This window comes from Micromonospora sp. NPDC049201 (assembly GCF_055586805.1).
Genome location: NZ_JBVJHM010000001.1, coordinates 374234 through 397058 on the forward strand (window position 1 = coordinate 374234; position 22825 = coordinate 397058).

The 22825-nt window shown below is 72.2% G+C and carries 17 protein-coding genes; 15 read left to right on the forward strand and 2 right to left on the reverse strand.

Annotated features, from left to right (window positions below; translation table 11 throughout):
* Nucleotides 1–212 precede the first annotated feature (212 nt).
* The 8 genes from araB to ACZ6O5_RS01470 all read left to right on the forward strand — a co-directional run bounded on the left by araB (nucleotide 213) and on the right by ACZ6O5_RS01470 (nucleotide 10220).
* Nucleotides 213–1895 carry a ribulokinase gene (araB, locus tag ACZ6O5_RS01435; protein ID WP_465973952.1) on the forward strand — a complete coding sequence of 561 codons (1683 nt, stop codon included), beginning with the start codon at nucleotides 213–215 and terminating at the stop codon, nucleotides 1893–1895.
* Nucleotides 1892–2575 carry an L-ribulose-5-phosphate 4-epimerase gene (locus ACZ6O5_RS01440; RefSeq protein ID WP_425786754.1) on the forward strand — a complete coding sequence of 228 codons (684 nt, stop codon included), beginning with the start codon at nucleotides 1892–1894 and terminating at the stop codon, nucleotides 2573–2575. Before araB ends, ACZ6O5_RS01440 begins: the two co-directional genes overlap by 4 nt.
* A 91-nt stretch (nucleotides 2576–2666) precedes the next feature.
* Nucleotides 2667–3665: an ABC transporter substrate-binding protein gene (locus tag ACZ6O5_RS01445; RefSeq protein WP_465973953.1), complete on the forward strand. Its 999-nt coding sequence runs from the start codon at nucleotides 2667–2669 to the stop codon at nucleotides 3663–3665.
* 74 nt (nucleotides 3666–3739) lie between these two features.
* A complete protein-coding gene (locus ACZ6O5_RS01450) occupies nucleotides 3740–5281 on the forward strand; it encodes a sugar ABC transporter ATP-binding protein (RefSeq protein WP_465973954.1) in 1542 nt (513 codons plus the stop codon).
* Nucleotides 5278–6351 carry an ABC transporter permease gene (locus tag ACZ6O5_RS01455; protein WP_465973955.1) on the forward strand — a complete coding sequence of 358 codons (1074 nt, stop codon included), beginning with the start codon at nucleotides 5278–5280 and terminating at the stop codon, nucleotides 6349–6351. Before ACZ6O5_RS01450 ends, ACZ6O5_RS01455 begins: the two co-directional genes overlap by 4 nt.
* A complete protein-coding gene (yjfF, locus tag ACZ6O5_RS01460; protein ID WP_465973956.1) occupies nucleotides 6348–7340 on the forward strand; it encodes a galactofuranose ABC transporter, permease protein YjfF in 993 nt (330 codons plus the stop codon). Before ACZ6O5_RS01455 ends, yjfF begins: the two co-directional genes overlap by 4 nt.
* A gap of 26 nt (nucleotides 7341–7366) precedes the next feature.
* Nucleotides 7367–8869: an L-arabinose isomerase gene (gene araA, locus ACZ6O5_RS01465; RefSeq protein ID WP_465973957.1), complete on the forward strand. Its 1503-nt coding sequence runs from the start codon at nucleotides 7367–7369 to the stop codon at nucleotides 8867–8869.
* 361 nt (nucleotides 8870–9230) lie between these two features.
* Nucleotides 9231–10220 carry a LacI family DNA-binding transcriptional regulator gene (locus tag ACZ6O5_RS01470; RefSeq protein ID WP_281942136.1) on the forward strand — a complete coding sequence of 330 codons (990 nt, stop codon included), beginning with the start codon at nucleotides 9231–9233 and terminating at the stop codon, nucleotides 10218–10220.
* Nucleotides 10221–10610: 390 nt separating this feature from the next.
* Here ACZ6O5_RS01470 and ACZ6O5_RS01475 read toward each other — a convergent pair whose 3' ends face one another.
* Nucleotides 10611–13367: a beta-L-arabinofuranosidase domain-containing protein gene (locus ACZ6O5_RS01475; RefSeq protein ID WP_465973958.1), complete on the reverse strand. Its 2757-nt coding sequence runs from the start codon at nucleotides 13365–13367 to the stop codon at nucleotides 10611–10613.
* A gap of 64 nt (nucleotides 13368–13431) precedes the next feature.
* Entirely contained in the window at nucleotides 13432–14910 is a 1479-nt protein-coding gene (locus ACZ6O5_RS01480; RefSeq protein ID WP_465973959.1) for an arabinofuranosidase catalytic domain-containing protein, read from the reverse strand.
* A 201-nt stretch (nucleotides 14911–15111) separates the two neighbouring features.
* Between ACZ6O5_RS01480 and ACZ6O5_RS01485 the strand changes: the two genes are divergently transcribed.
* The 7 genes from ACZ6O5_RS01485 (at nucleotide 15112) to ACZ6O5_RS01515 (ending at nucleotide 22822) form a co-directional block, all read left to right on the forward strand.
* Nucleotides 15112–16377 (forward strand): cyanophycinase, encoded by a 1266-nt coding sequence (locus tag ACZ6O5_RS01485; RefSeq protein WP_465973960.1) that lies wholly within the window; start codon nucleotides 15112–15114, stop codon nucleotides 16375–16377.
* 131 nt (nucleotides 16378–16508) lie between these two features.
* On the forward strand, nucleotides 16509–17936 hold the full coding sequence (locus ACZ6O5_RS01490; RefSeq protein WP_465973961.1) for a hypothetical protein: 1428 nt from the start codon (nucleotides 16509–16511) through the stop codon (nucleotides 17934–17936).
* A gap of 71 nt (nucleotides 17937–18007) precedes the next feature.
* Nucleotides 18008–18892, forward strand: a complete 885-nt coding sequence (locus ACZ6O5_RS01495) for a MurR/RpiR family transcriptional regulator (RefSeq protein ID WP_465973962.1) — start codon at nucleotides 18008–18010, stop codon at nucleotides 18890–18892.
* Nucleotides 18893–18984: 92 nt separating this feature from the next.
* Nucleotides 18985–19926 carry a transporter substrate-binding domain-containing protein gene (locus ACZ6O5_RS01500; RefSeq protein ID WP_465973963.1) on the forward strand — a complete coding sequence of 314 codons (942 nt, stop codon included), beginning with the start codon at nucleotides 18985–18987 and terminating at the stop codon, nucleotides 19924–19926.
* 112 nt (nucleotides 19927–20038) lie between these two features.
* Entirely contained in the window at nucleotides 20039–20896 is an 858-nt protein-coding gene (locus ACZ6O5_RS01505) for an amino acid ABC transporter permease (RefSeq protein WP_431936555.1), read from the forward strand.
* Nucleotides 20893–21654: an amino acid ABC transporter ATP-binding protein gene (locus tag ACZ6O5_RS01510; RefSeq protein WP_465973964.1), complete on the forward strand. Its 762-nt coding sequence runs from the start codon at nucleotides 20893–20895 to the stop codon at nucleotides 21652–21654. The genes ACZ6O5_RS01505 and ACZ6O5_RS01510 overlap by 4 nt, the downstream gene beginning before the upstream one ends.
* 1 nt (nucleotide 21655) lies before the next feature.
* Nucleotides 21656–22822 carry a M20/M25/M40 family metallo-hydrolase gene (locus tag ACZ6O5_RS01515; protein WP_465973965.1) on the forward strand — a complete coding sequence of 389 codons (1167 nt, stop codon included), beginning with the start codon at nucleotides 21656–21658 and terminating at the stop codon, nucleotides 22820–22822.
* The last annotated feature ends 3 nt before the right edge of the window (nucleotides 22823–22825 follow it).

Below are 22825 nucleotides of genomic sequence, written 5' to 3' on the forward strand. Positions count from 1 at the left end.
TTGTCGCTAACAACGCTCCTTGTCCGAGTGTTGACAGCCGTTCGCCGGCGTCCGTGGTGGATCTTCCGTCGGCCTGGGCGGGCCGGTCCCCGCGCCGACGCTGGAGGGTGCGGCGTCGCCGTCGGCTCCGTTACGCAGCCGTTGCGCGGAGGTGTCTTGACGGATGTATATGTGAGCGCTAACACTAACTCCGTGACGCGGTGGAGGTGTAGATGAGCGACGTGGAGGCGACCGACCGGTACGTGGTCGGGGTCGATTTCGGCACGCTGTCCGGGCGGGCGCTCGTGGTGCGGGTCCGGGACGGCGCCGAACTCGGCACCGCGGTGCACGAGTACCGGCACGGGGTGATCGAGACGGCGCTGCCCGACGGCGGCCCGGCGCTGCCCCCGGACTGGGCCCTGCAGGACCCGGACAACTACCGCGACGTGCTGCGCGAGGCGGTGCCGGCCGCGCTGGCCGCCGCCGGGGTGGACCCGGCCCGGGTGGTCGGCATCGGCACCGACTTCACCGCCTGCACCGTGCTGCCGACGCTCGCCGACGGCACGCCGCTGTGCGAGGTCCCGGAGCTGCGCCACCGGCCGCACGCCTGGGTCAAGCTGTGGAAGCACCACGCCGCGCAGCCGCAGGCCGACCGGATCAACGCCCTCGCGCACGAGCGCGGCGAGCCGTGGATCGGCCGCTACGGCGGCAAGATCTCCGCCGAGTGGCAGTTCGCCAAGGGGTTGCAGATCCTGGCCGAGGACCCCGAGGTCTACCGGCGGGCCGAGCGCTTCATCGAGGCGGCCGACTGGATCGTCTGGGAGCTGTGCGGCGTCCAGACGCGTAACGCCTGCACCGCCGGCTACAAGGGAATCCGGCAGGACGGCCGTTACCCGTCGCCGGAGTACCTCGCCGCGCTCGACCCCGGCTTCCCCGACTTCGTGACCAAGCTGGACGGCCCGCTGCTGCCGCTGGGCGACCGCGCCGGCGTGCTGAGCGCCCGCGCCGCCGCCTGGACCGGGCTGCCCGAGGGCATCGCGGTCGCGGTCGGCAACGTCGACGCGCACGTCACCGCGGCGTCCGCGCAGGCGCTGCGCCCGGGCCGGCTGGTGGCGATCATGGGCACCTCCACCTGCCACGTGCTCAACGGCACCCACCCCGCCGAGGTCCCCGGCATGTGCGGCGTCGTCGACGGCGGCATCAGCCCGGGCGCCTGGGGCTTCGAGGCCGGGCAGAGCGGCGTGGGGGACATCTTCGGCTGGTTCGTGCGGCACGCCGCCCCGGCCGGCCTCGACTCGCACGAGCGGCTCACCGAGCTGGCCGCCGCCCAGCCCGTCGGCGCGCACGGGCTGGTGGCGCTGGACTGGTGGAACGGCAACCGCTCACTCCTGGTCAACCACGACCTCAGCGGGCTGGTCGTCGGGCTGACGCTGGCCACCCGGCCGCCGGACGTCTACCGCGCGCTGCTGGAGGCCACCGCGTACGGCACCCGGATGATCATCGAGGCGTTCGCCGAGGCGGGCGTGCCGGTCGACGACCTGGTGGTGGCCGGCGGGCTCACCTCGAACCGCCTGCTGATGCAGATCTACGCCGACGTCACCAACCGGCCGCTGGGCATCATCGGCTCCGCCCAGGGGCCGGCGCTCGGGTCGGCCATCCACGCGGCGGTCGCGGCCGGGGCGTACCCGTCGATCCACGAGGCGTCGGCGGCCATGGGGCGGGTGGACGAGGCCGTCTACCGGCCGATCCCGGAGAACGTGCGGGCGTACGACGCGCTCTACGCCGAGTACCGGGCGCTGCACGACCACTTCGGTCGCGGCGCGAACGACGTCATGCTCCGCCTGCGGGCGATCCGGAACGCGGCGGTGGACGCCGCCGTGACGCCCGCCGACCCGGCCCTGGAGGTGGTGGGATGAACCCCGACATCGCCCGGCAGGTCACCGCGCTCCGCGAGACGGTGGCCCGCCTGCACGGCGAGCTGACCCGCTACCGCCTGGTGGCCTGGACGGCCGGCAACGTCTCGGCGCGCGTCCCCGGCCAGGACCTGATGGTGATCAAGCCGAGCGGCGTGGACTACGACGACCTCACCGCCGACACGATGGTGGTCTGCGACCTCAACGGGGTCGTGGTCGACGGCGCGGGCTCGCCGTCGAGTGACACCGCCGCGCACGCCTACGTCTACCGCGCGATGCCCGAGGTCGGCGGCGTGGTGCACACGCACAGCGGCTACGCCACCGCCTGGGCGGCCCGGGGCGAGGCGATCCCGTGCTGGTTGACCGCGCAGGCCGACGAGTTCGGCGGCGAGATCCCGGTCGGTCCGTTCGCCCTGATCGGCGGCGACGACATCGGCAAGGGCATCGTCAGCACGCTGTCCGGGCACCGCTCGCCCGCGGTGCTCATGCGCAACCACGGCGTGTTCAGCATCGGCAGGGACGCCCGCGCGGCGGTCAAGGCGGCGGTGATGTGCGAGGACGTCGCCCGCACCGCACACCTGGCCCGCGCGCTCGGGCCGCCGCTGCCGATCGCGTCGGCCGACGTCGACGCGCTCCACGACCGCTACCAGAACGTGTACGGCCAGCGCCCGCCCGCCGGGTGACCCGGACCAGCACCACCTCATCCCACCACCACAACCGGTCGCCCCGGCCCCGCCGGTCGCGCGCCCGGATCACCCCACCCCGAGGAGAACGATGCGAACCAGGAGTACGGCCCGTACGGTGATCGCGGCCCTGACCGGCGTGCTGCTCGCCGGCGGCATGGTCGCCTGCGGCAACAGCGACACCGGCGGCGATTCCGGCGGCGGCGGCAACGACAAGATCGTCCTGGGTTTCTCCCAGGTCGGCGCGGAGAGCGGCTGGCGGACCGCCAACACCACCTCCATCAAGGAGGCGGCGGGTCAGGCCGGCATCGAGCTGAAGTTCGACGACGCGCAGGGCAAGCAGGAGAACCAGATCAAGGCGATCCGGAACTTCATCCAGCAGAAGGTCGACGTCATCGCCTTCTCGCCGAAGGTCGAGTCCGGTTGGGACACCGTGCTCAAGGAGGCCAAGGACGCCAAGATCCCGGTGATCCTGACCGACCGCGCGGTCGACTCGCCGGACAAGTCGCTCTACAAGACGTTCCTCGGCTCGGACTTCGTCAAGGAGGGCCGGCTCGCCGGCGAGTGGCTGGTGGAGCAGAAGAAGTCGGCCACCGGCCCGGTCAACATCGTCGAGCTTCAGGGCTCGACCGGCTCGGCCCCGGCGAACGACCGGAAGAAGGGCTTTGGCGAGGCCATCGCGGCCAACCCCAACCTGAAGATCATCGCGTCGCAGGACGGCGACTTCAGCCGTGCCGGCGGCAAGCAGGTGATGGAGCAGTTCCTGAAGGCCAACCCGAAGATCGACGTGCTCTTCGCGCACAACGACGACATGGGCCTGGGCGCGCTCGAGGCGATCACCGCGGCCGGCAAGGTGCCCGGCAAGGACATCACCATCATCACCGTCGACGCGGTGAAGGATGGCATGCAGGCGCTCGCGGACGGCAAGTTCAACTTCATCGCCGAGTGCAGCCCGCTGCTCGGCCCGCAGCTGATGGACCTGGTGAAGAAGGTCAAGGCCGGTGAGGAGGTGCCGGCCCGGATCGAGACCCAGGAGACGACCTTCACCCAGGAGCAGGCCAAGGAGGCACTGCCCAACCGCAAGTACTGAGCCACACCCGGGGGTCGCCGTCACACCGACGGCGGCCCCCGTGCCACCACCGTTTCCAGAAGAGGTCCGATGGTATGACGGGTGACCGTCCGGTCCTGACCATGACCGGAATCAGCAAGACCTTCCCCGGGGTCCGCGCGCTCCACGACGTCGACTTCCGGCTGTTCCCGGGCGAGGTCCACGCCCTCATGGGCGAGAACGGCGCCGGCAAGTCCACCCTGATCAAGGTGTTGACCGGCGTCTACGACACCGACGCCGGCACCGTCACGCTCGCCGGTGACCAGGTGTCGTTCAGCGGGCCGATGCAGGCCGCCGCGGCCGGCGTCAGCACCGTCTACCAGGAGATCAACCTCTGCACGAACCTGTCGGTGGCGGAGAACATCTTCATCGGCCGGGAGCCCCGCCGGTTGGGCGCCGTGCACTGGGGCGAGATGCGTCGCCGGGCCCGGGCGCTCCTGGCCCGGCTCGACCTCGACCTGGACGTCGCCGCGCCGCTCGGGACGTACTCGCTCGCCGTGCAGCAGATGGTCGCCATCGCCCGGGCGATCGACGTGCGGGCCCGGGTGCTCATCCTCGACGAACCGACCTCCAGCCTGGACGCCGGCGAGGTCGCCCAGCTCTTCCGGATCATGCGCCAGCTCCGCGACGAGGGGATCGCGATCCTGTTCGTCACCCACTTCCTGGACCAGGTCTACGACATCGCCGACCGCATCACGGTGCTGCGCAACGGCACCCTGGTGGGGGAGTACCGCACCGAGGAGCTGCCGCAGTTCAGCCTGGTGGAGAAAATGATCGGCCAGGAGCTGGACGTGCTGGAACGGCTCGAGGAGCAGCAGAAGCGCGCCACCGTCGCGCCGGACGGGCGGGCACCGCTGGTGGACGCCGCCGAGCTGGGCCGCCGCGGCGCGGTCGCCCCGTTCAGCCTGCGCATCCACGCCGGTGAGGTGGTCGGCCTGGCCGGCCTGCTCGGCTCCGGCCGGACCGAGGTGGCCCGGCTGCTCTTCGGGGCCGACCGCGCCGACCACGGTCAGGTCCTCGTCGACGGCGGCCGGGCGCCGCTGCGTACCCCGATCCAGGCCATCGACCGGGGCATCGGCTTCTGCTCGGAGAACCGCCGCGCGGAGGGCATCGTCGGTGAGCTGTCGGTCCGGGAGAACATGATCCTGGCGATGCAGGCCGCGCGCGGCTGGCTCCGCCCGATCCCGCGCCGCCGGCAGGACGAGCTGGTCCAGAAGTACGTTCAGGCGCTCAGCATCCGGCCGGCGAACCCGGAGCTGCCGGTGCGCAACCTGTCCGGCGGCAACCAGCAGAAGGTGCTGCTGGCGCGCTGGCTCATCACCGAGCCGCGCCTGCTCATCCTCGACGAGCCCACCCGCGGCATCGACATCGGCGCCAAGGCCGAGATCCAGAAGCTGGTGGTGCAGCTCTCCGACGGCGGCATGGCGGTGCTGTTCATCTCCGCCGAGCTGGAGGAGGTGCTGCGCCTGAGCCACCGGGTCGCGGTCATGCGGGACCGCGAGATGGTCGCCCAGCTCGACAACGACAACTCGCTCGACGCCGACCGCGTCATGCGCACCATCGCCAGCGGAACCCCCCGGGAGGAGGTGAACCGATGAACACCGTCACCGAACGCCTCCGCCCGCTGACCGGGCACCGCCTGTTCTGGCCGGTCCTGGTGCTCGTGGTGATGCTCGCCGCGAACACCGCCTACCGGCCCGGCTTCCTCGCCGTGGAGGTCAAGAGCGGCCACCTGTACGGCACCCCGATCGACATCCTCCGGTTGAGCGCGCCGCTGATCCTCGTCGCGCTCGGCATGACCCTGGTCATCGCGACCGGCGGCATCGACCTGTCCGTCGGCTCGCTCTGCGCCATCAGCGGCGCGATCGCCTGCCTGCACATCAGCGAGTCGGCCGACCCGAACAGCCTGTCCACCGTGCTCACCGCGCTCGCCCTGGCGTTCGGCGTCGCGCTGGTGCTCGGCGCGTGGAACGGGGTGCTGGTCGCGGTGATCGGCATCCAGCCCATCATCGCCACGTTGATCCTCATGGTGGCCGGTCGGGGGATCGCCCAGCTCGTCACCGAGGGGCAGATCCTCACGATCAACTCGGAGCCCTACCGGGCCATCGGGGTCGGGCACGTCCTGACGCTGCCGCTGGCCATCCTGATCGCGCTCGCCGCGGCGCTGCTGGTGGCCGCGTTCACCCGGCGTACCGCGCTCGGGCTGATCGTGGAGTCGGTCGGCGGCAACGCCGAGGCCAGCCGGTTGGCCGGCATCCGGTCCCGACGCATCGTCTTCCTCGTCTACGTGGTCAGCGCCGCGTGCGCCGCGATCGCCGGCTTCATGGTCACCGCGAACGTGTCCAGCGCGGACGGCAACGCCGCCGGGCTCTGGATCGAACTCGACGCGATCCTCGCGGTGGTGATCGGCGGCACCTCGCTGGCCGGCGGCCGGTTCTCGCTGGGCGGCACCGTCCTCGGTGCGCTGATCATCCAGACCCTGACCACCACCGTGTACGCCATGAACATCTCGCCGCAGACGTCGCTGCTGTTCAAGGCCGTCGTCGTCATCGCCGTCTGCCTGATCCAGGCCCCTGCCTTCCGGGCCCGGTTCCGGTGGCGGCGCCGGCGCGGCGTCGAGCCCGGCCCGGCCACGCCGCAGCGGGAGAAGGAGCAGGTGCCGGCATGACCAGCACGTCGTTGTCCACCGTCCGGTCCTGGCGGCCCAGCCTGCCCCGGCGGCACGTCCCGGTGCTGGCCACACTCGCGTTGCTGCTGGTCATGTACGGCATCGGGGTGTCGCAGTACCGCGCCTTCTCCAACGTCCAGGTGGTCTTCAACGTCTTCATCGACAACGGTTTCCTTCTCGTGGTCGCGGTCGGCATGACGTTCGTGATCCTCACCGGCGGCATCGACCTGTCCGTCGGTTCGGTGGTGGCGATGACCACGATGGTGTCGGCCGCGCTGCTGCGCGACGGGATGCCGGCGGCCCTGGTGCTCGTCATCGCGTTGCTCATCGGCCCGGCGCTGGGATTCCTGATGGGCTGCGCGATCCACTTCTTCGACATCCAGCCGTTCATCGTCACGCTCGCCGGGATGTTCTTCGCCCGGGGCATGTGCACGTTCATCAGCGGCGCCTCGATCTCCATCACCGACGGCTTCTGGACCGGCATGTCCCAGGAGCGCATCGGCAATCCGGCCGGGAACTTCGTGTCGATCAGTGTGCTGATCGCGTTCGCGGTGGTCCTGGTGGCCGCGTACGTGCTGGCGTACACCCGGTTCGGCCGCAACGTGTACGCGGTCGGCGGCAACGCGCAGTCGGCGTTGCTGATGGGCCTGCCGGTCGGGCGCACCCGGATCGCCGTCTACACCATCAGCGGGCTGTGCTCGGCGATCGGCGGCATCCTGCTGTCGTTCTACACGCTCTCCGGCGCGCCGCTGATCGGCATCGGCATGGAGCTGGACGTGATCGCCGCGGTGGTGATCGGCGGGACCGTGCTCACCGGCGGGTCCGGCTACGTCTTCGGCACCGTCCTCGGCGTGCTGGTGCTCGGCGTCATCCAGACGCTGATCACGTTCGACGGCAGCCTCAACTCCTGGTGGACGAAGATCGTGATCGGCGGGCTGCTCTTCGCGTTCATCCTCCTCCAGCGCCTCATCGGCATCCGGTTCAAGTGACGGCTCCTAGCGCGGAAGGCAACAACATGGCAACTCACCCCCAGCCCGAGGTCTGGTTCCTCACCGGCAGCCAGGGCCTCTACGGCGAGGACACGCTCCGGCAGGTCGCCGACCAGTCCCGGGAGATCGCCGCCCGGTTGGACGCCTCGCCGGACATCCCGGTCCGGGTGTGCTGGAAGCCGGTCCTGACCTCCAGCGCGGACATCCTGGCGGTGTGCCGGGACGCGGCCGTGCAGGGCGCGGTCGGGGTGATCGCCTGGATGCACACGTTCTCGCCGGCGAAGATGTGGATCGCCGGGCTGGACGCGCTGCAGACGCCGCTGCTGCACCTGCACACGCAGGCCAACGTGGCGCTGCCGTGGGACACCATCGACATGGACTTCATGAACCTGAACCAGGCCGCGCACGGCGACCGCGAGTTCGGGTACATCCAGACCCGGCTCGGGGTGGCCCGCAAGACGATCGCCGGCCACGTCACCGACCCGCGGGTGGTCGGCCGGGTGGCGGCCTGGGCCCGCGCGGCGGTCGGCTGGTCGTCGATGCGGACGCTGCGGCTGGCCCGGTTCGGCGACAACATGCGCGACGTCGCGGTGACCGAGGGGGACAAGGTCGAGGCGGAGCTGCGGTTCGGCGTCTCGGTCAACACCTACGGCGTGAACGACCTGGTCGACGCGGTCGACGCGGTCGCCGACGCGCAGGTGGACGACCTGGTCAAGGAGTACGACGACACCTACCGGGTGGATGCCGCGCTGCGTGCTGGCGGTGACCGGCACGACTCGCTGCGCTACGCCGCCCGCCAGGAGCTGGGTCTGCGCGCGTTCCTGGACACCGGCGGCTTCCGCGCGTTCACCACGAACTTCGAGGATCTGGGCGGCCTGCGTCAGCTTCCGGGCATCGCGGTGCAGCGGCTGATGGCCGAGGGGTACGGCTTCGGCGGGGAAGGGGACTGGAAGACCTCCGTCCTGGTCCGGACGTTGAAGGCGATGGCCGTCGGCGTCGCGGGCGGCACGTCCTTCATGGAGGACTACACCTACGACCTGACGTTCGGGCACGAGTTGGTGCTCGGCGCGCACATGCTGGAGGTGTGCCCGAGCATCGCCGCCGACGTGCCGACGGCGGAGGTGCACCCGCTGGGCATCGGTGGGCGGGAGGACCCGGTCCGGCTGGTCTTCAACGCGGCGTCCGGCCCGGCCGTGGTGCTCGGCATGGCCGACATGGGGGAGCGGTTCCGGCTGGTGGCCAACGTGGTCGACGTGGTGCCGCCGCCGCAGCCGTTGCGCCGGCTGCCGGTGGCCCGCGCGGTCTGGCGGCCCCGGCCGGACCTGTCCGGTTCGGCGGAGGCGTGGATCACGGCGGGCGCGCCGCACCACACCGTGCTCTCCCAGGCGGTGGGCGTGGAGGAGCTGCGCGACCTGGCCGCGATGACGCGTACCGAGCTGGTGGTCATCGACGGCGACACCGAGGCGCACCGCTTCGCCGACGAGCTGCGCTGGAACCAGGCGTACTACCGGCTCGCCCGCGGATTCTGATCGCGCCGGCAGTTCTGTACCGGAAACCGGTTCGGTCGCCGTGACGAGGGTCACCATTTTCCGCCCCTGACGCGCCGGAGAATTGCCCGGGGTGGGGTGCCGGCACTCGCCGGAAATGCCCCACCCCGGTCCTCCGACCGGTCCGGAGCTGCGGCTTCCCCGTGGTCGCCACCAATGGGGAATGGGCTCGCCGTCAATTCTCCGATAATCCGACAGGATGACGCGAACGGTGGATCGACCGTACCGTGACCGGTGGGACAACTGGCGTAGACTGTCGCCACCCGGGCCGGCCCGGTCGACGTCGACCCGGTTGGGCCACGTGGGCAGTGGCGAAAGTGAGGTGGCCGTGCGCGGTCCTGCGATGACGGACGTGGCACGCCTCGCCGGCGTCTCGCACCAGACGGTCTCCCGGGTGCTGAACGGGCATCCCAACGTGCGGGAGCAGACCCGGCTACGGGTCCAGGCGGCGATCACCGAACTCGGCTACCGACCCAACCGCGCGGCCCGCGCGCTGGTCACCGGCCGGTCCCAGGTGATCGGCGTGGTCGCGCAGAACACCACGCTCTACGGCCCGGCCTCGCTGCTGGCCGCGCTGGAGCAGACCGCCGCCGAGGCCGGCTTCGCGGTCAGCGTGGGCAGCGTCAGCGACCTCGACCACCGGTCCATCTCGGCCGCGGTGGAGCGTCACCTCGCGCACCGGGTGGCCGGCATCGTGGTGATCGCGCCGGTCGAGTCGGCCGGCGAGGCACTGGAACGGCTGCCCCACGACGTGCCGCTGGTGACCGTCGACGGCGATCCGCGCCGGCCGATCCCGCTGGTGACGGTGGACCAGGTGGCCGGTGCCCGGGCCGCCACCCAGCACCTGCTCGACGCCGGGCACCGCACGGTCTGGCACGTGTCCGGCCCGTCGGACTGGTTCGACAGCGCCGGCCGGATCGAGGGCTGGCGCGAGGCGTTGCGGCTCGCCGGCGCCGAGGTGCCGCCGCTGGTCCCGGCGGACTGGTCGGCCGCGGCGGGCTACCGGTGCGGTCAGATGCTGGCCCGGATGCCGGAGGTCACCGCCGTCTTCACCGCGAACGACCACCTGGCGCTCGGTGTGCTGCGAGCGCTGCACGAGCACGGCCGACGGGTGCCGGACGACATCAGCGTGGTCGGTTTCGACGACGTGCCCGAGGCGGCCTACTTCATCCCGCCGCTGACCACCGTGCGGCCCGACTTCGGGGCGGTGGCCCGGGCGAGCCTCGATCTGCTGCTGACCCAGATCGAGTCGGCAAGCGTCGGGCCGCTGCGACAGACCATCGCGCCGACGCTGGTCCCGCGTCGCAGCGTCGGCCCGCCCCCGGTGCGCTGAGCGGTTCTCGGCCTACCCGGCCCCGCATCGCGCCGGGCGGCCACACCCCTGTCGAGCTGAGAGCACGAACGACTCAGCCCTCGCTCGGCCGACCCGCGGCCCGTAGGACGTGGCGAGGGCGCGACGGCGCGTGACGTGGCGACCGGAGCTTCGGCGACTGAGTCGTTCGTGCTCTCAGCTCGACAGGGGCCACCGAGGTCACGCGTCGAGCCTGTCGGGTCGGCAGGGCGTAGGCGGCTGGCGGCTGCCGACCGGGCGTCCGGCGGGCGCGTCCGACCAGCCGGCTCGCCCGGCGGGGCGGAGCCGTCGCCGCCGGGTCGCCCGGCCCGGCGGCGACGGCGTCACCACGGAGGTACGCGGGGCGGGACGCCGCGACGCGTACCCCGAGTCTCAGACGAAGCGCCAGCGCTGGTGCGCGGCGCCGGAATCGTCGCCGAGCACGGCCTGTGCCCCCTGGCTGCCGGAGCCGCCGCTCAGGCCGAGCACCCGACCGCCGTTCGCGCACTGGATCCGGAAGTAGCCGTTCCCGCCGTGGCGCAGCCGCCAGCGGTGGTCGGCGGCGCCGTTGTCGGCCCACTGGACGATCCGCGCGCCGGCGGCGGTGGAGCCGCCCTCGACGCCGAGCACCCGGCCGCTGTTCGAGTTGCGCAGCCGCAGGTAGCCGCCGGTGTCCACGAGCGCGGTCCAGAGGTGGTCGGCGGTGCCGGAGTCGCCCCACTGGATGACCAGCCCGCCGTCGGCGGTGGACATGTCCTGCACGCCGAGCACGAGCCCGCTGCCGAGGTTCTGGAGCCGGCGGGCGCCGTTGGGCAGGAAGCGCCACTGGTTGTCCGCGCTGCCGTTGTCCGGGTCCTGCACCGCCGTCGCGCCCTGCGCGGTCGAGCCGCCGGAGATGCCGAGCAGCTTGCCGCTGTTGACGTTGCGCAGCTTGTGGCTGCCGTCGCCGACGTCGACCACGGTCCAGAGGTGGTCGGCGGTGCCGTTGTCGGCCCACTGGAGGATCCGCGCGTTGTCGGTGGTGGACATGTTCTCCACGCCGAGCACCTTGCCGCTGTTGACGTTGCGTAGTTTCAGCGCCGACCCGTCGACCAGGAGTTGCCAGTCGTGGTCGGCGGTGCCGGTGTCGCCCCACTGGAGGGCGAGCCCGCCGTCGGCGGTGGACATGTTCTGGATGCCCAGCACGAGCCCGCTGGCGGCGTTGGCCAGCCGGAAGCTCGCCCCGCCGCCACCGCCGCCGCCCGTACCGGCCCGCCAGTAGACCGTGTAGTTGAACCCGTGCGCGTCGTAGAAGGGTCCGAGGTTGACGGCGGCGCCGTTCGCGGTGGCGGTGAACGCCAGCGAGCTGCCTCCGGTCCGGGTGACCGAGGCGACGTCAAGCGTCGGCAGCGCGCTCAGCGTGGTGTTGCCGTAGTTGCCGGAGAGCACCACCGGCCCGTACATGACCGCCTGGACCGCCGCGTCGTCGTTGGCGGCCACCGTGCTCACCCGCATCGGCAGGCGAACCGTGACCACGTCCCCGGCGGCCCAGTCGCGGGTCAGCACGGCGTAGCTGCCCGGCGTGGTGGCGATGCCCTGCGCCGCGCCGTTGACGCTGACGGTCGCCCCGGTGGTCCACGACGGGATCCGGATCCGCATCGTCCACGACCCGGCCACCGAGCCGGTGACGGTGAGCGTCGTGGTGTCCGAGACCGGGTACGAGGTGCTCTGGGTGACCGTGATGCCGCGCTGGCTCCAGGTGAGCACCGAGGGCAGGAACAGGTTGACGGTCAGCGTGGTGCCGTTGTGGTAGTAGATGCCGTCGGCCAGGTTGGTGTTGGTCTCCAGCCCGGTGCCCTGGCAGCACCAGAAGGAGTTGTAGTCGGTGCTCCAGGTGCCGCCGCCCCAGGCCGGGCCGACACCGCGTCGACCGCCCGGGTTCAGCGGGGTGAAGTACGTGACGTGGCCGTGGCTGTCGGCCGGGTTCTGCTGACCGATCATGTGGTTGAGCAGCGCCCGCTCGTAGAAGTCGACATATCCGACCCGGTCGGGGTCGAGCTGCCACAGCTCCCGGGTCAGCTTGAGCATGTTGTAGGTGTTGCACGCCTCGCAGGTGTCGTTGCGCAGGTAGCCGGCGATGGCGTTGGGCGCGCGGAAGTGCTCGGCCTGGCTGTTGCCGCCGATGGCGTACGTGTGCGCGCCGACGGTGATGTTCCAGGCGTTGGTGGCGATGTCGCGGTAGCGGGTGGTGCCGGTGGCCTTGTACTCCCGGGCCGCCCCGATCCACTTGGGCACCTGGGTGTTCGCGTGCAGTCCGTTGAGCTGGTCCTGATTCGACGCGAGCGGGTTGAACACGGCGGCGTGGTCGAAGCGCTGCGCCGTGGTCAGCCATCGGGCGTCACCGGTCTGCTGGTAGAGGTCGGTGAGCACCGCGTTCATGCCGCCGAACTCGGTGCCGAGCATGGCCTGCATCTGGGCCGAGGTGAGCCGGCCGGTGCGCTGGTCGACCCAGCCGGCGAGCGCGAGCAGCACGTCACGGGCCTGCGTGCTGCCGATCAGGCGCCACACGTCGAGCAGGCCGGCGAGCGTCTTGTGGACGCAGTAGTACGGCACGTTGCCGTTGCTCAGCGTCCGGGCCTCCAGCGCGGTGAAGTCGGACTCCGGGAAGCCGGACAGGTAGCCGGTGCTGAAGCCGGCCGCGCCGTTGTTGGCCTGGCACTTCGCCAGCTCGGCGACCATGGTGACCGCCTTGTCCCGGCAGGTGGTGTCGCCGGTCACCGCCCAGGCCTGCGCCCAGGCGGTCAGGAAGTGGCCCTGCATGTGGGTGCGGAACGGGAAGTTCGGCGCGTCCCAGCCACCGTTGGTGGCGGCCCCGGCGGTGGAGAGCCGGTGGTTGGCGCGGAAGTTGTAGAGCAGTCGGTTGACGTCGACGAAACGCAGGTAGGCCAGCGTGCGGTTCTGGTTGTCCAGCCAGCGGCTCGCGGTCAGCCGTACCTGGCCGGGGTCGAACGCGTACGCGGAGACGCCGATGTCCGGGCGGGCCGGTGCCAGGGCCGCGCCGGCCGCGCCACCGCCGGTGAGGGAGCCGACGGCGGCGCCGGCGGTGGCCGCGACGGCGGTCGCGCCGGTCGCGCGCAGGAGCATCCGGCGGTTCATGAGGGGAGCGGGCATGCGAAGCCTCCGGGACGGGAGTACGGGGTCGGCCGGGCGGGCCGTCGCCCGCCCGGCCGCCGGATCAGTTGCGCAGGTTCCACTGCTGGTTGGCGCCGCCGTTGCAGGTCCAGAGCGCGACCTTGGTGCCGTTCGCGGTGCCCTGGCTGGTGGCGTCGAGGCAGAGCCCGGACTGGGCGCTGCTGATGGTGCCGTTGCCGTTGAGGTTCCACTGCTGGTTGGCCTGGCCGTTGCAGTCCCAGATGATGGCCCGGGTGCCGGCGGTGGTCCCGGACGCCTCGGCGTCGAGGCACTTGTTGCCGTACACCTGGAGTTGCCGGGCGGCGGTGTAGGTCCAGCGCTGCATGGTGCCGCCCCAGCAGTCCCAGAGCTGCACCTGGGTGCCGTTGGTGGTGCTGCCGTTCGGCACGTCGACGCAGCGGCCCGACTGGCCGCCGACGATCTCGACGTTCTGCCGGCTGCCGCCGGTGGCCGCCGCGTAGCCGGCGGCGGTGATGTTGGCCTGGACCGCGTTCTCGGTGGCGTCGGTCGGGTAGCCGGAGGTCATCACGCCCTCGTAGAACGTGCCGGCGGAGCCGTGGCTGTTGTCGCCGCCGATGCCGAGGATGATCGCGCCTTCCTTCTTCATCGGGTTGTAGCCCGGCGCGTTGGGACGGGGCCCGTTGTAGTAGGTGGACAGCGCGCCGGACTGGGCGTTGCCGGCCCGGATGGCCCAGTGGTTCGGCTCGCCCTTGACGATCGCGGTCAGGAACCGGTGGCTCACCGACGGGTCGTTGGCGTTGTAGCCGGGGTTGACGCCGGAGAAGAGGCCGTTCTCCAGGTCCGCCATCACCCAGGGACCGTTGCCGGTGCCGTAGCCCCAGACCTTGATGTTGCCGAAGTAGATGGCTTCCATGGTGCCGTTGCCGTTGTCGCGGCTGTTGGTCTCGGCGTTGCCGTAGTCGAAGCAGCAGCCGCCGTTGTAGTGGGTGCCGTCGAAGATGGCGTACATGCCCTCGGGCTGGTCGCCCTTGGCGATGCCGTTGGTGCTGTTGTCGCGGTAGCCGGTGCCGGGCGCCACGAACACCCCGTACGCCTTGCGGCCGTTCAGCGTGACCGGGGCGAGTGTGGCGTCGGCGAGGTTGTCGTAGCCGCCGGCCGCCGGGCCGGAGAACCCGCCGGGCGGCGCCTGGGTCAGGTGGTTGCCGCGGCCGGACTGGTCGTAGATGACGCTGATCAGGCAGCTCGTGTTGGCGCAGAACGCGTCCTGGGTGGCGGCGTTCGCCACGTCGCCGGCGGCGAGCGGCGCGACGTCGCGGGTGGTGTTGTCGGATGCGCGGCGTAGCTGGTAGAGCGGTCCGGCGTAGGCGCCGTACAGCGCGCGGGTGGTGCTGTGCGCGGCCACGCAGGGCGTGCCGCCGGCGGCGTAGATGTCGCAGGGACCGGTGCCGGCGGCGCGCGCCGGGGACGCGGTCGGGCCGATCACGGACGCGGTCACGGCGACCAGCAGGGCCAGGGGGGCGAGCGCGACCGCCAGGCGACGGCGGGTGGTGGTGGGGTCCATCGATCCTCCTCCGACGGAGATGACGACGAAGTTAACGCTAACAATCGCCCTTAGCGTGGCGTTTACATAGTCGACTGTCAACGCCTAGTTGGCGCATGAGATCAACGAGAGGCGATGTTAGCGCTCTCAATATTGTCGCCGCTGCACGGATGCCGTACCCTTTGCTCGCGGTCCGCCCTCACGGTTCTGTGAGGAGCAACCATGCCCTTGAACCGCCTGCTGACCCTGGGGGTCGGCGCCTGCGCGGCGGTCGTGCTCAGCCTGCCGGTCGCCGCGGTCCCGGCCTCGGCCACCGCGTCCCACCCGCACCGCCACGGCGGCAGTCTGGTGCTGGTCGGCGGCGCGCTCGCCGACGACAACCGGGAGATCTACGACGACATCGTCCGGCTGGCCGGCGGCCCCGGAAAGGCCCGGATCGGCATCCTCACCGCGGGTGCGCCGGTGCCCGCCGAGGATCCCGACGCCGGCACGCCGGACTGCAACAACAGCGTCTGCAACGGCGGCTACTACGCCGACCTGTTCCGCTCCTACGGGGTGGCCGACGCCCGGTGGATCCCGATCGACCTGGACCACCCGGGCGCCGCCGACGATCCGGCGGTGGTCCGGCAGATCGAGTCGATGACCGGCTTCTTCCTCGGCGGCGGCGACCAGTACCGCTACGTCACCACGATGACCCGGGGCGCGGCGCAGCGGGACAGCGCGGCGCTGGCCGCGATCCGGCGCAAGCTGCGGGGCGGCGCGGTGGTCGCCGGCACCAGCGCGGGCGCGCAGATCATGGCCGGCCGGGACATGATCACCGGTGGTTCCACCGAGCCGGGGCTGCGCGACGGTGCGAAGCCGGGCTACTTCGACGATCCGGACGTGCTCGGCTACCTGCCGCGCGGCGGGTTCGGGTTCTTCACCGCCGGGCTGGTCGACACGCACTTCTCCCGCCGGGGGCGGGAGGCGCGGTCGATCCGCCTCGCCTCGGACACCGGGCACCACCGGGTGTTCGGCCTGGACGAGAACACCGCGCTGGAGGTGACCGGCGTCGGCGGCCGGCGGCAGTCGCTGCGGGTGCTCGGGCAACGCGGGGTCGGCGTGCTGGACCTGCGTCGGGCCCGGGTCACCGACCACGACGGGGTGTGGGGGATCGAGGGCGTGCGGTGGAGCCGGCTCACCGCCGGGGACGCGTACGACGCGCCGCGCTGGCGGCTCGTGCCGGCCGCCGGCAAGCCGCGCGTCCGGCCGGCCGCCGGCGCGTGCACCGCGACGCCGTCCGAGGACGTCTTCTACGACTACGCCATGGTCGGGCTGGTCGAGGACGGTCTGGCCGCTCGTGCCGGGTGCGTGGCGGTCGGCGGCACGTCGTACGAGAAGGACCCGGTGTGGGTGGCGCGGCTGACCCGGGGCCCCGGCTTCGCGACCTGGCGGGGCGCGACGGCCACCACGTTCACCGACGTGGTGGTCGGCATCCGACCGGCCTGACGCGGGCGGGCGGCGTCGGGCCGGGTGCCCGGCGCCGCCGTCACCGGCATGTAACAGAAGTTACGTATTGAGCAGTGAACTCAATGGATGTAACTTCTGTTTCATCGCTTCGTGGCCCCTCGGAGGTGCCCATGTCCCCTTCCCGCAACTCTCGCCGACTCGCCGTGACGGCGGCCGCCGCCGCGCTGCTCACCGTCGCCCCGCTCGGCGTCACCGCCGCGCACGCCCAGGTCACCCGGGTACGCCAGGGCAGCGCCACGGACGCCAGCCGGGCGAGCTGGTCCGGCCCGGCGTACACCATGAACGGCTCCGGCGGCATCGTCACCGCCACCATGACCAGGGCGGTCGACGCGATCCGCGGCGGCACCGGCGCGATCGACGTGGTGGTGGTCGCCGGCTCCGGCTCCGGCACCCCGGAGTGCGACGTGATCACGCCGCTGGCCGGCGTCAACTCCTGCACCACGCTCACCCTCACCGCCACCGCGGACGGCAACAACAGTCAGGTCAACGCGGACATCCGCAACGCCGAGTTCGTCTACTTCGCCGGCGGCGACCAGTGCCGCTACGTGGCCTGGAAGGGCACCGCGCTGGAGGCGTCGGTGGAGTCGGTGGTGGCCAAGGGCGGCGGCGTCGGCGGCGGCAGCGCCGGGCACCACGTCAACAGCGACGTGGTCTACGACGCCTGCACCGCGAGCACCACCTCGGCGACCGCGCTGGCCAACCCGTACGACAGGTCGTTGACGTTCACCACCGGCATGTTCCGCTGGCCGAACTACGCCGGCACGATCAACGACTCGCACTTCGTCACCCGGGACCGGATGGGCCGGACCATCGCGTTCGTGGCCCGCGCGGTCAAGGACGGGCTGGTCACCGGCGGCAAGGCGTGGGGCGTCGGGGTCGAGGAGGGCGCGTCGCTCTACGTCGACCGGGCCGGCCGGGCCACGCTCAGCGGCCCGAGCGCGTACGTGGTGCTCGGCGACCACCAGCCCGAGGTGGCGGTGTCCGGGCAGCCGCTGACCTACACCGGCGTCAAGATCTGGAAGCTGACCGACGGGCAGAGCTACGACTTCGCCAACCGGCCCACCTGCGGCTACTACCTGCGCAGCGTGCGCGCCGGCGTGCCGGACAGCAGCCTCTACAACGGCACGCCGGTGACCGACTGCTCGTCCACCCCGCCGCCGTCGGGCGGGTCGTCCTACGCCGAGGTGGAGCCGAACGACTCCCGGACCGCCGCGAACGACATCTCCGGGCTGACCTACCCGGCCACCGTCACCGGGGACATGAAGAGCACCGCCGACCGGGACTACTTCTCGCTCACGCTCGGCAGTGGACAGACGCTGACCGTCAACTGTGCGGTGCCGTCCGCCTACGACGCGGACCTGTACCTGCTCAGCGCCACCGGCAGCACGCTGACCCGGTCGGTGAACGACGGCGCCGGGGCGGACGAGTCGGTCACGCTGACCCGGACCGCCTCCGGCTCGGCCACCTACCACCTCGACCTGGAGGCGTACGCCGGCTCCGGCGCCGCCGACTACACCTGCGCGATCACGAAGTCCTGACCGGACGGGGCTCGTGGGCGGGCGGGCGACGCCCGCCCGCCCACCGGCCGGTGGGCCGTTACGCTCTGCTCGTGCCGAACTCCGAAGCTGTCGACGATCCGCACGTGGTGGGCGTCGCGGCGCTGATCCGTGGGCGGCTCGGCGAGTGCACCCCGGCCGAGCGCCGGGTCGCCCGCACGCTGCTCGCCGCCTATCCCTCCGCCGGCCTGGGCACCGTGGCCGCGCTTGCCGAACGCGCCGAGGTGAGCGCGCCGACCGTGCTGCGGCTGCTGTCCCGGCTCGGTTTCGGCGGGTACCCGGAGTTCCAGCGGGCGCTGCGCGACGAGCTGGCGGAGCGGGAGACCTCGCCGCTGACCGCCTACCGGGCCGCCGAGCACGGCGGGACGCCACCGGAGGGCGCGTTGCCCCGGGCCGCGGCGACGCTGCCGGCGGCGGTGGCCGGCACGCTCGCCGACCTGCCCCGGGGGGAGCTGGACGCGGCCGTGCGGCTCCTCGCCGACCAGCAGTTCCGGGTCACCGCGGCCGGTGGCCGGTTCTCCGCGCTGGTGGCCAGCTACCTGGTGCTGCACCTGATGCAGGTGCGCGGCAACAGCCGGCTGCTGCCGCCCGGGCCGGTGGCGCGTGCCGACCTGCTCGTCGACGTCGGCAAGCGGGATCTCGTCGTGCTCTTCGACTTCCGCCGGTACGAGGAGCCGACACTGGCGCTGGCCCGGGAGGTGACCGCGCGGGGCGCCCGGGTGGTGCTGTTCACCGACCGGTGGCTGTCGCCGGTGGCCGGGCTGGCCGAGGTGGTGCTGCCCGCCCGGGTCGACTCGCCGTCGCCGTACGACAGCTTCGTGCCCACGCTGGCGTTGGTGGAGACGCTGGTCGCGGCGCTGATCGACAGGCTCGGCCCGGCGGCCGGCGCGCGGCTGAAGGCGATGGAGGGGGCGCAGCAGGCGTTCGGCGACCACTGAAACGTCCGTTACAAAAAACTGTAACCCCACCGAGATCGTAACGTGAGTTACAGTCCGGGGGCTGGCTGATCCGGCCCCCGGAAGGACTCCCCATGCGCATCCGTTTCCTCGCCCTGGTCGGCGCGACCACGGCGTTGCTCGCCGCCACCGCCGCCTGCGGTGGCGCCGCCACCGGCGGCGCCACCGACGAGATCACGCCCGTCTCGGTCACCATCGACGGTGTCGGACCGGTCGAGACCGACAAGGCCGTCGCGGCCAAGGTCCCGTCCGACGTCCGCGGTCGTGGCACCGTCACGGTCGCCACCAACGCCCCCTACCAGCCGTTCGTCGACTTCAAGGTGGAGGGCCGCACCGACCAGTTCGTCGGCCTCGACCCCGACCTGTTCCAGGCCGCCTCGGCCCGGCTCGGCCTCAAGGCCACCTTCACCCAGCAGCCGTTCGACGGCCTGGTGCCCGGCCTCCAGGCCGCCAAGTACGACGCCATCGCCGGTGGCATCACCGACAAGAAGGAACGTCAGCAGGTCGCCACGTTCGTCGACTACTCCGCCTCCGGCACCGGGTTCCTGGTCGCCGCCGGCAACCCGCTCGGCGTGAAGACGGTGGCCGACCTCTGCGGCCGGACGGTCGCCGTGCAGAAGGCCAGCAACCAGGCGAAGAACCTGGCCACGTACGCCAAGGAGAGCTGCGCCGGCCGGCCGCTGGAGATCAAGGAGTACCCGGAGAACCCGCAGGCGGTGCAGGCGCTGATCGCCGGCAACGTGCAGGTGGTCGCCGCCACCCGGGTCAACCTGGTGGAGACCGCCGGCTCGCTCGCCGGCAAGGCCGAGCTGGTCGACGACCCGTCCTCGCCCAACGGCTGGCTGGCCAGCCCGAACGGCTTCGGGTTCCTCAAGGCGAACAAGGAGCTGGCCGAGGCGTACCGGGCCGCCGTGCAGTCCCTGATCGACGACGGCACCTACGGCAAGATCCTGGCCCGCTGGAAGCAGACCCCGATCGCGATCGACAAGGCCACCGTCGACCAGGCCATCGACTGACCGGCGGACCACCGCCCCCCGAACCGCGGTCGCCGGGCGCCCTTTCGACTCCGTGAGGGCGGGCCCGAAGGCGCCCGGCGACCGCCGCACCCCTGCCGGAGGCACTCCCACGATGACCACCACCGAACCCCCGACGGTACGGGTCGTCCCCGTCCGCCACTACGGCCGCTGGCTCACCGCGCTGGTCGTGGCCGGGCTGGCCGCGATGTTCCTGCGGGCGCTGCTGACCAGCCCCAACCTCGAACCCCGCACCGTGGCCCACTACCTGTTCCAGGACTACGTGCTCGACGGCGTGGTCACCACGCTCTGGCTCACGCTGCTCGCCATGCTGCTCGGCACCGCCGGCGGCGTCCTGCTCGCCGTGCTGCGGCTCTCCGACAACCCGGTGCTGCGCGGCGTCTCCTGGACGTTCATCTGGGTCTTCCGCGGCACCCCGCTGCTGGTGCAGATCATCTTCTTCGGGTTCCTCGGCGCGCTGTTCCCCCGGATCACGCTCACCGTGCCGTTCACCGGCACCGTGCTGTTCGACCGCCCCACCAGCGTGGTGATCACCGGCACCGTCGCCGCCGTGCTCGCGCTGTCGCTCAACGAGATGGCGTACGCGGCCGAGGTGATCCGCGGCGGCATCCTGGCCGTCGACGACGGGCAGACCGAGGCCGCCGCCGCGCTCGGCATGGGCCCCACGCTCACCCTGCGCCGGGTGGTGCTGCCCCAGGCCATGCGCGTGATCATCCCGCCGATGGGCAACGAGACCATCACCATGCTCAAGTCGACAGCGCTCGTGTCGATCATCGCCGGACGGGACCTGATGACCGCCGTGCAGAGCGTCTACCAGAACAACTACAAGGTGATCCCGCTGCTCCTGGTGGCGGCGATCTGGTACCTCGCCCTGGTCAGCCTCCTCTCCGTCGGCCAGTGGCTGATCGAGCGCCGGTTCGGCCGCGGCTTCGCCCGGGGAGGCGTGCGATGACGGCGATGGTCCGTGCCGAGGGCGTGACCAAGCGGTTCGGCCCGGTCGAGGTGCTCAAGGGCATCGATCTGACCGTGGCCCCCGGCGAGGTGGCCTGCCTGCTCGGCCCCTCCGGCTCCGGCAAGTCGACGTTCCTGCGCTGCGTCAACCACCTGGAACGCATCGACGGCGGGCAGCTCTCGGTGGACGGCGAGCTGGTCGGCTACCGCCGCCAGGGCGACAAGCTGCACGAGTTGAAGGCGCGCGAGGTGGCGGTGCGCCGCCGGGACATCGGCATGGTGTTCCAGCGGTTCAACCTGTTCCCGCACCTCACCGCGCTCGGCAACGTCACCGAGGCGCCGGTGCGGGTGCTGCGCACCCCGCGCGAACGCGCCCGCGCCGAGGCGATCCGCCTGCTCGACCGCGTCGGGCTGGCCGAGCGCGCGGACCACTACCCGAGCCAGCTCTCCGGCGGCCAGCAGCAGCGGGTGGCGATCGCCCGGGCGCTGGCCATGCGCCCGAAACTGATGCTCTTCGACGAGCCCACCTCCGCGCTCGACCCGGAACTCGTCGGCGAGGTGCTGGACGTGATGAAGGGGCTCGCCGCCGACGGCATGACCATGGTGGTGGTGACGCACGAGATGGGCTTCGCTCGCGAGGTCGCCGACCAGGTCGCGTTCCTCGACGACGGTGTGGTGGTCGAGGCCGGCCCGCCGGACGAGGTGCTCGGCCGACCCCGCCACGAGCGCACCCGCGCCTTCCTCGACAAGGTGCTCTGACATGGACCCGCTGTTGCGCGCCGCCGGTGACCGGCTGACCGCGTACCACGACCGGCTCGCCCGACTGGTCGCGGTCGACTCCGGCTCCGGCCAGGTCGACGGGCTGCGGGAGGTCTTCGACCTGGTGCAGGGCTGGTGCCTCGGCGCCGGGCTGTCCGTCGAGCGGGTACCGGTGGCCGACCCGGCCGGCCGGCCACTCGGCGACGTGCTGGTCGCCCGCCGCCGGGGCGCCGGCACCCGCCGGATCCTGCTCGCCGGCCACCTGGACACCGTGTTCCCGCCGGGCACCGCCGCCGCCCGCCCGTTCCGGGTGCAGGACGGTCGGGCGTACGGGCCGGGGGTCAGCGACGACAAGGGCGGCGTGCTCGCCGGACTCGCCGCCGTCGAGGTGCTCGCCACGCTGGACCGGCACCGCTACGGCGAACTGGTGCTGGTCTGCACGCCGGACGAGGAGATCGGGTCGGTGGGCAGCCGGCCGCTGCTGCGTACCCTCGGGGCCGAGGCCGACGTGGCGCTCTGCCTGGAGTGCGCCCGCGACAACGGCGACCTGGTCTCCGCCCGCAAGGGCGTCGCCGACCTGGCGGTGACGCTGCGTGGGCGGGCCGCGCACGCCGGCATCGAACCGGAGCGCGGTGCCAACGCGCTGCTCGCCGCCGCCCGGCTGACCGTGGCGCTGGACCAGCTCAACGGCCGTTGGCCCGGGGTGACGGTGAACGTCGGCGCGTTGGAGGCCGGCGGTCGGCCCAACGTGGTCGCCGACCGGGCCCGGATGCTTGTCGACCTGCGCGCCTGGCGCACCGGCGAGTACGAGGCCGCGCTGGCCGAGATCCGCCGGCTGGTCGCCGCTCCGCTCGTCTCCGGCGTGCACGCCGAGCTGGCCGTGCAGGCGCCCACCCCGCCGTGGGAGCCGGACCCGGCCGGGCGTCGGCTGGCCGAGCTGGCCGCGAAGGTGGGGGCCGGGCTCGGCGTACCGGTGTCGCACACGGCGACCGGTGGCTGCGCCGACGCCAACCTGCTGGCCGAGGCCGGCGCGACCGTGCTGGACGGGCTCGGCCCGGTCGGCGGCGCCGACCACAGCCCGGGGGAGTGGCTCGATCTGGACTCGGTGGTGCCGCGGGTGGCGTTGCTGGCCGGCCTGGTCGACGCGCTCGGCCGAGCCGACACGTAGCCA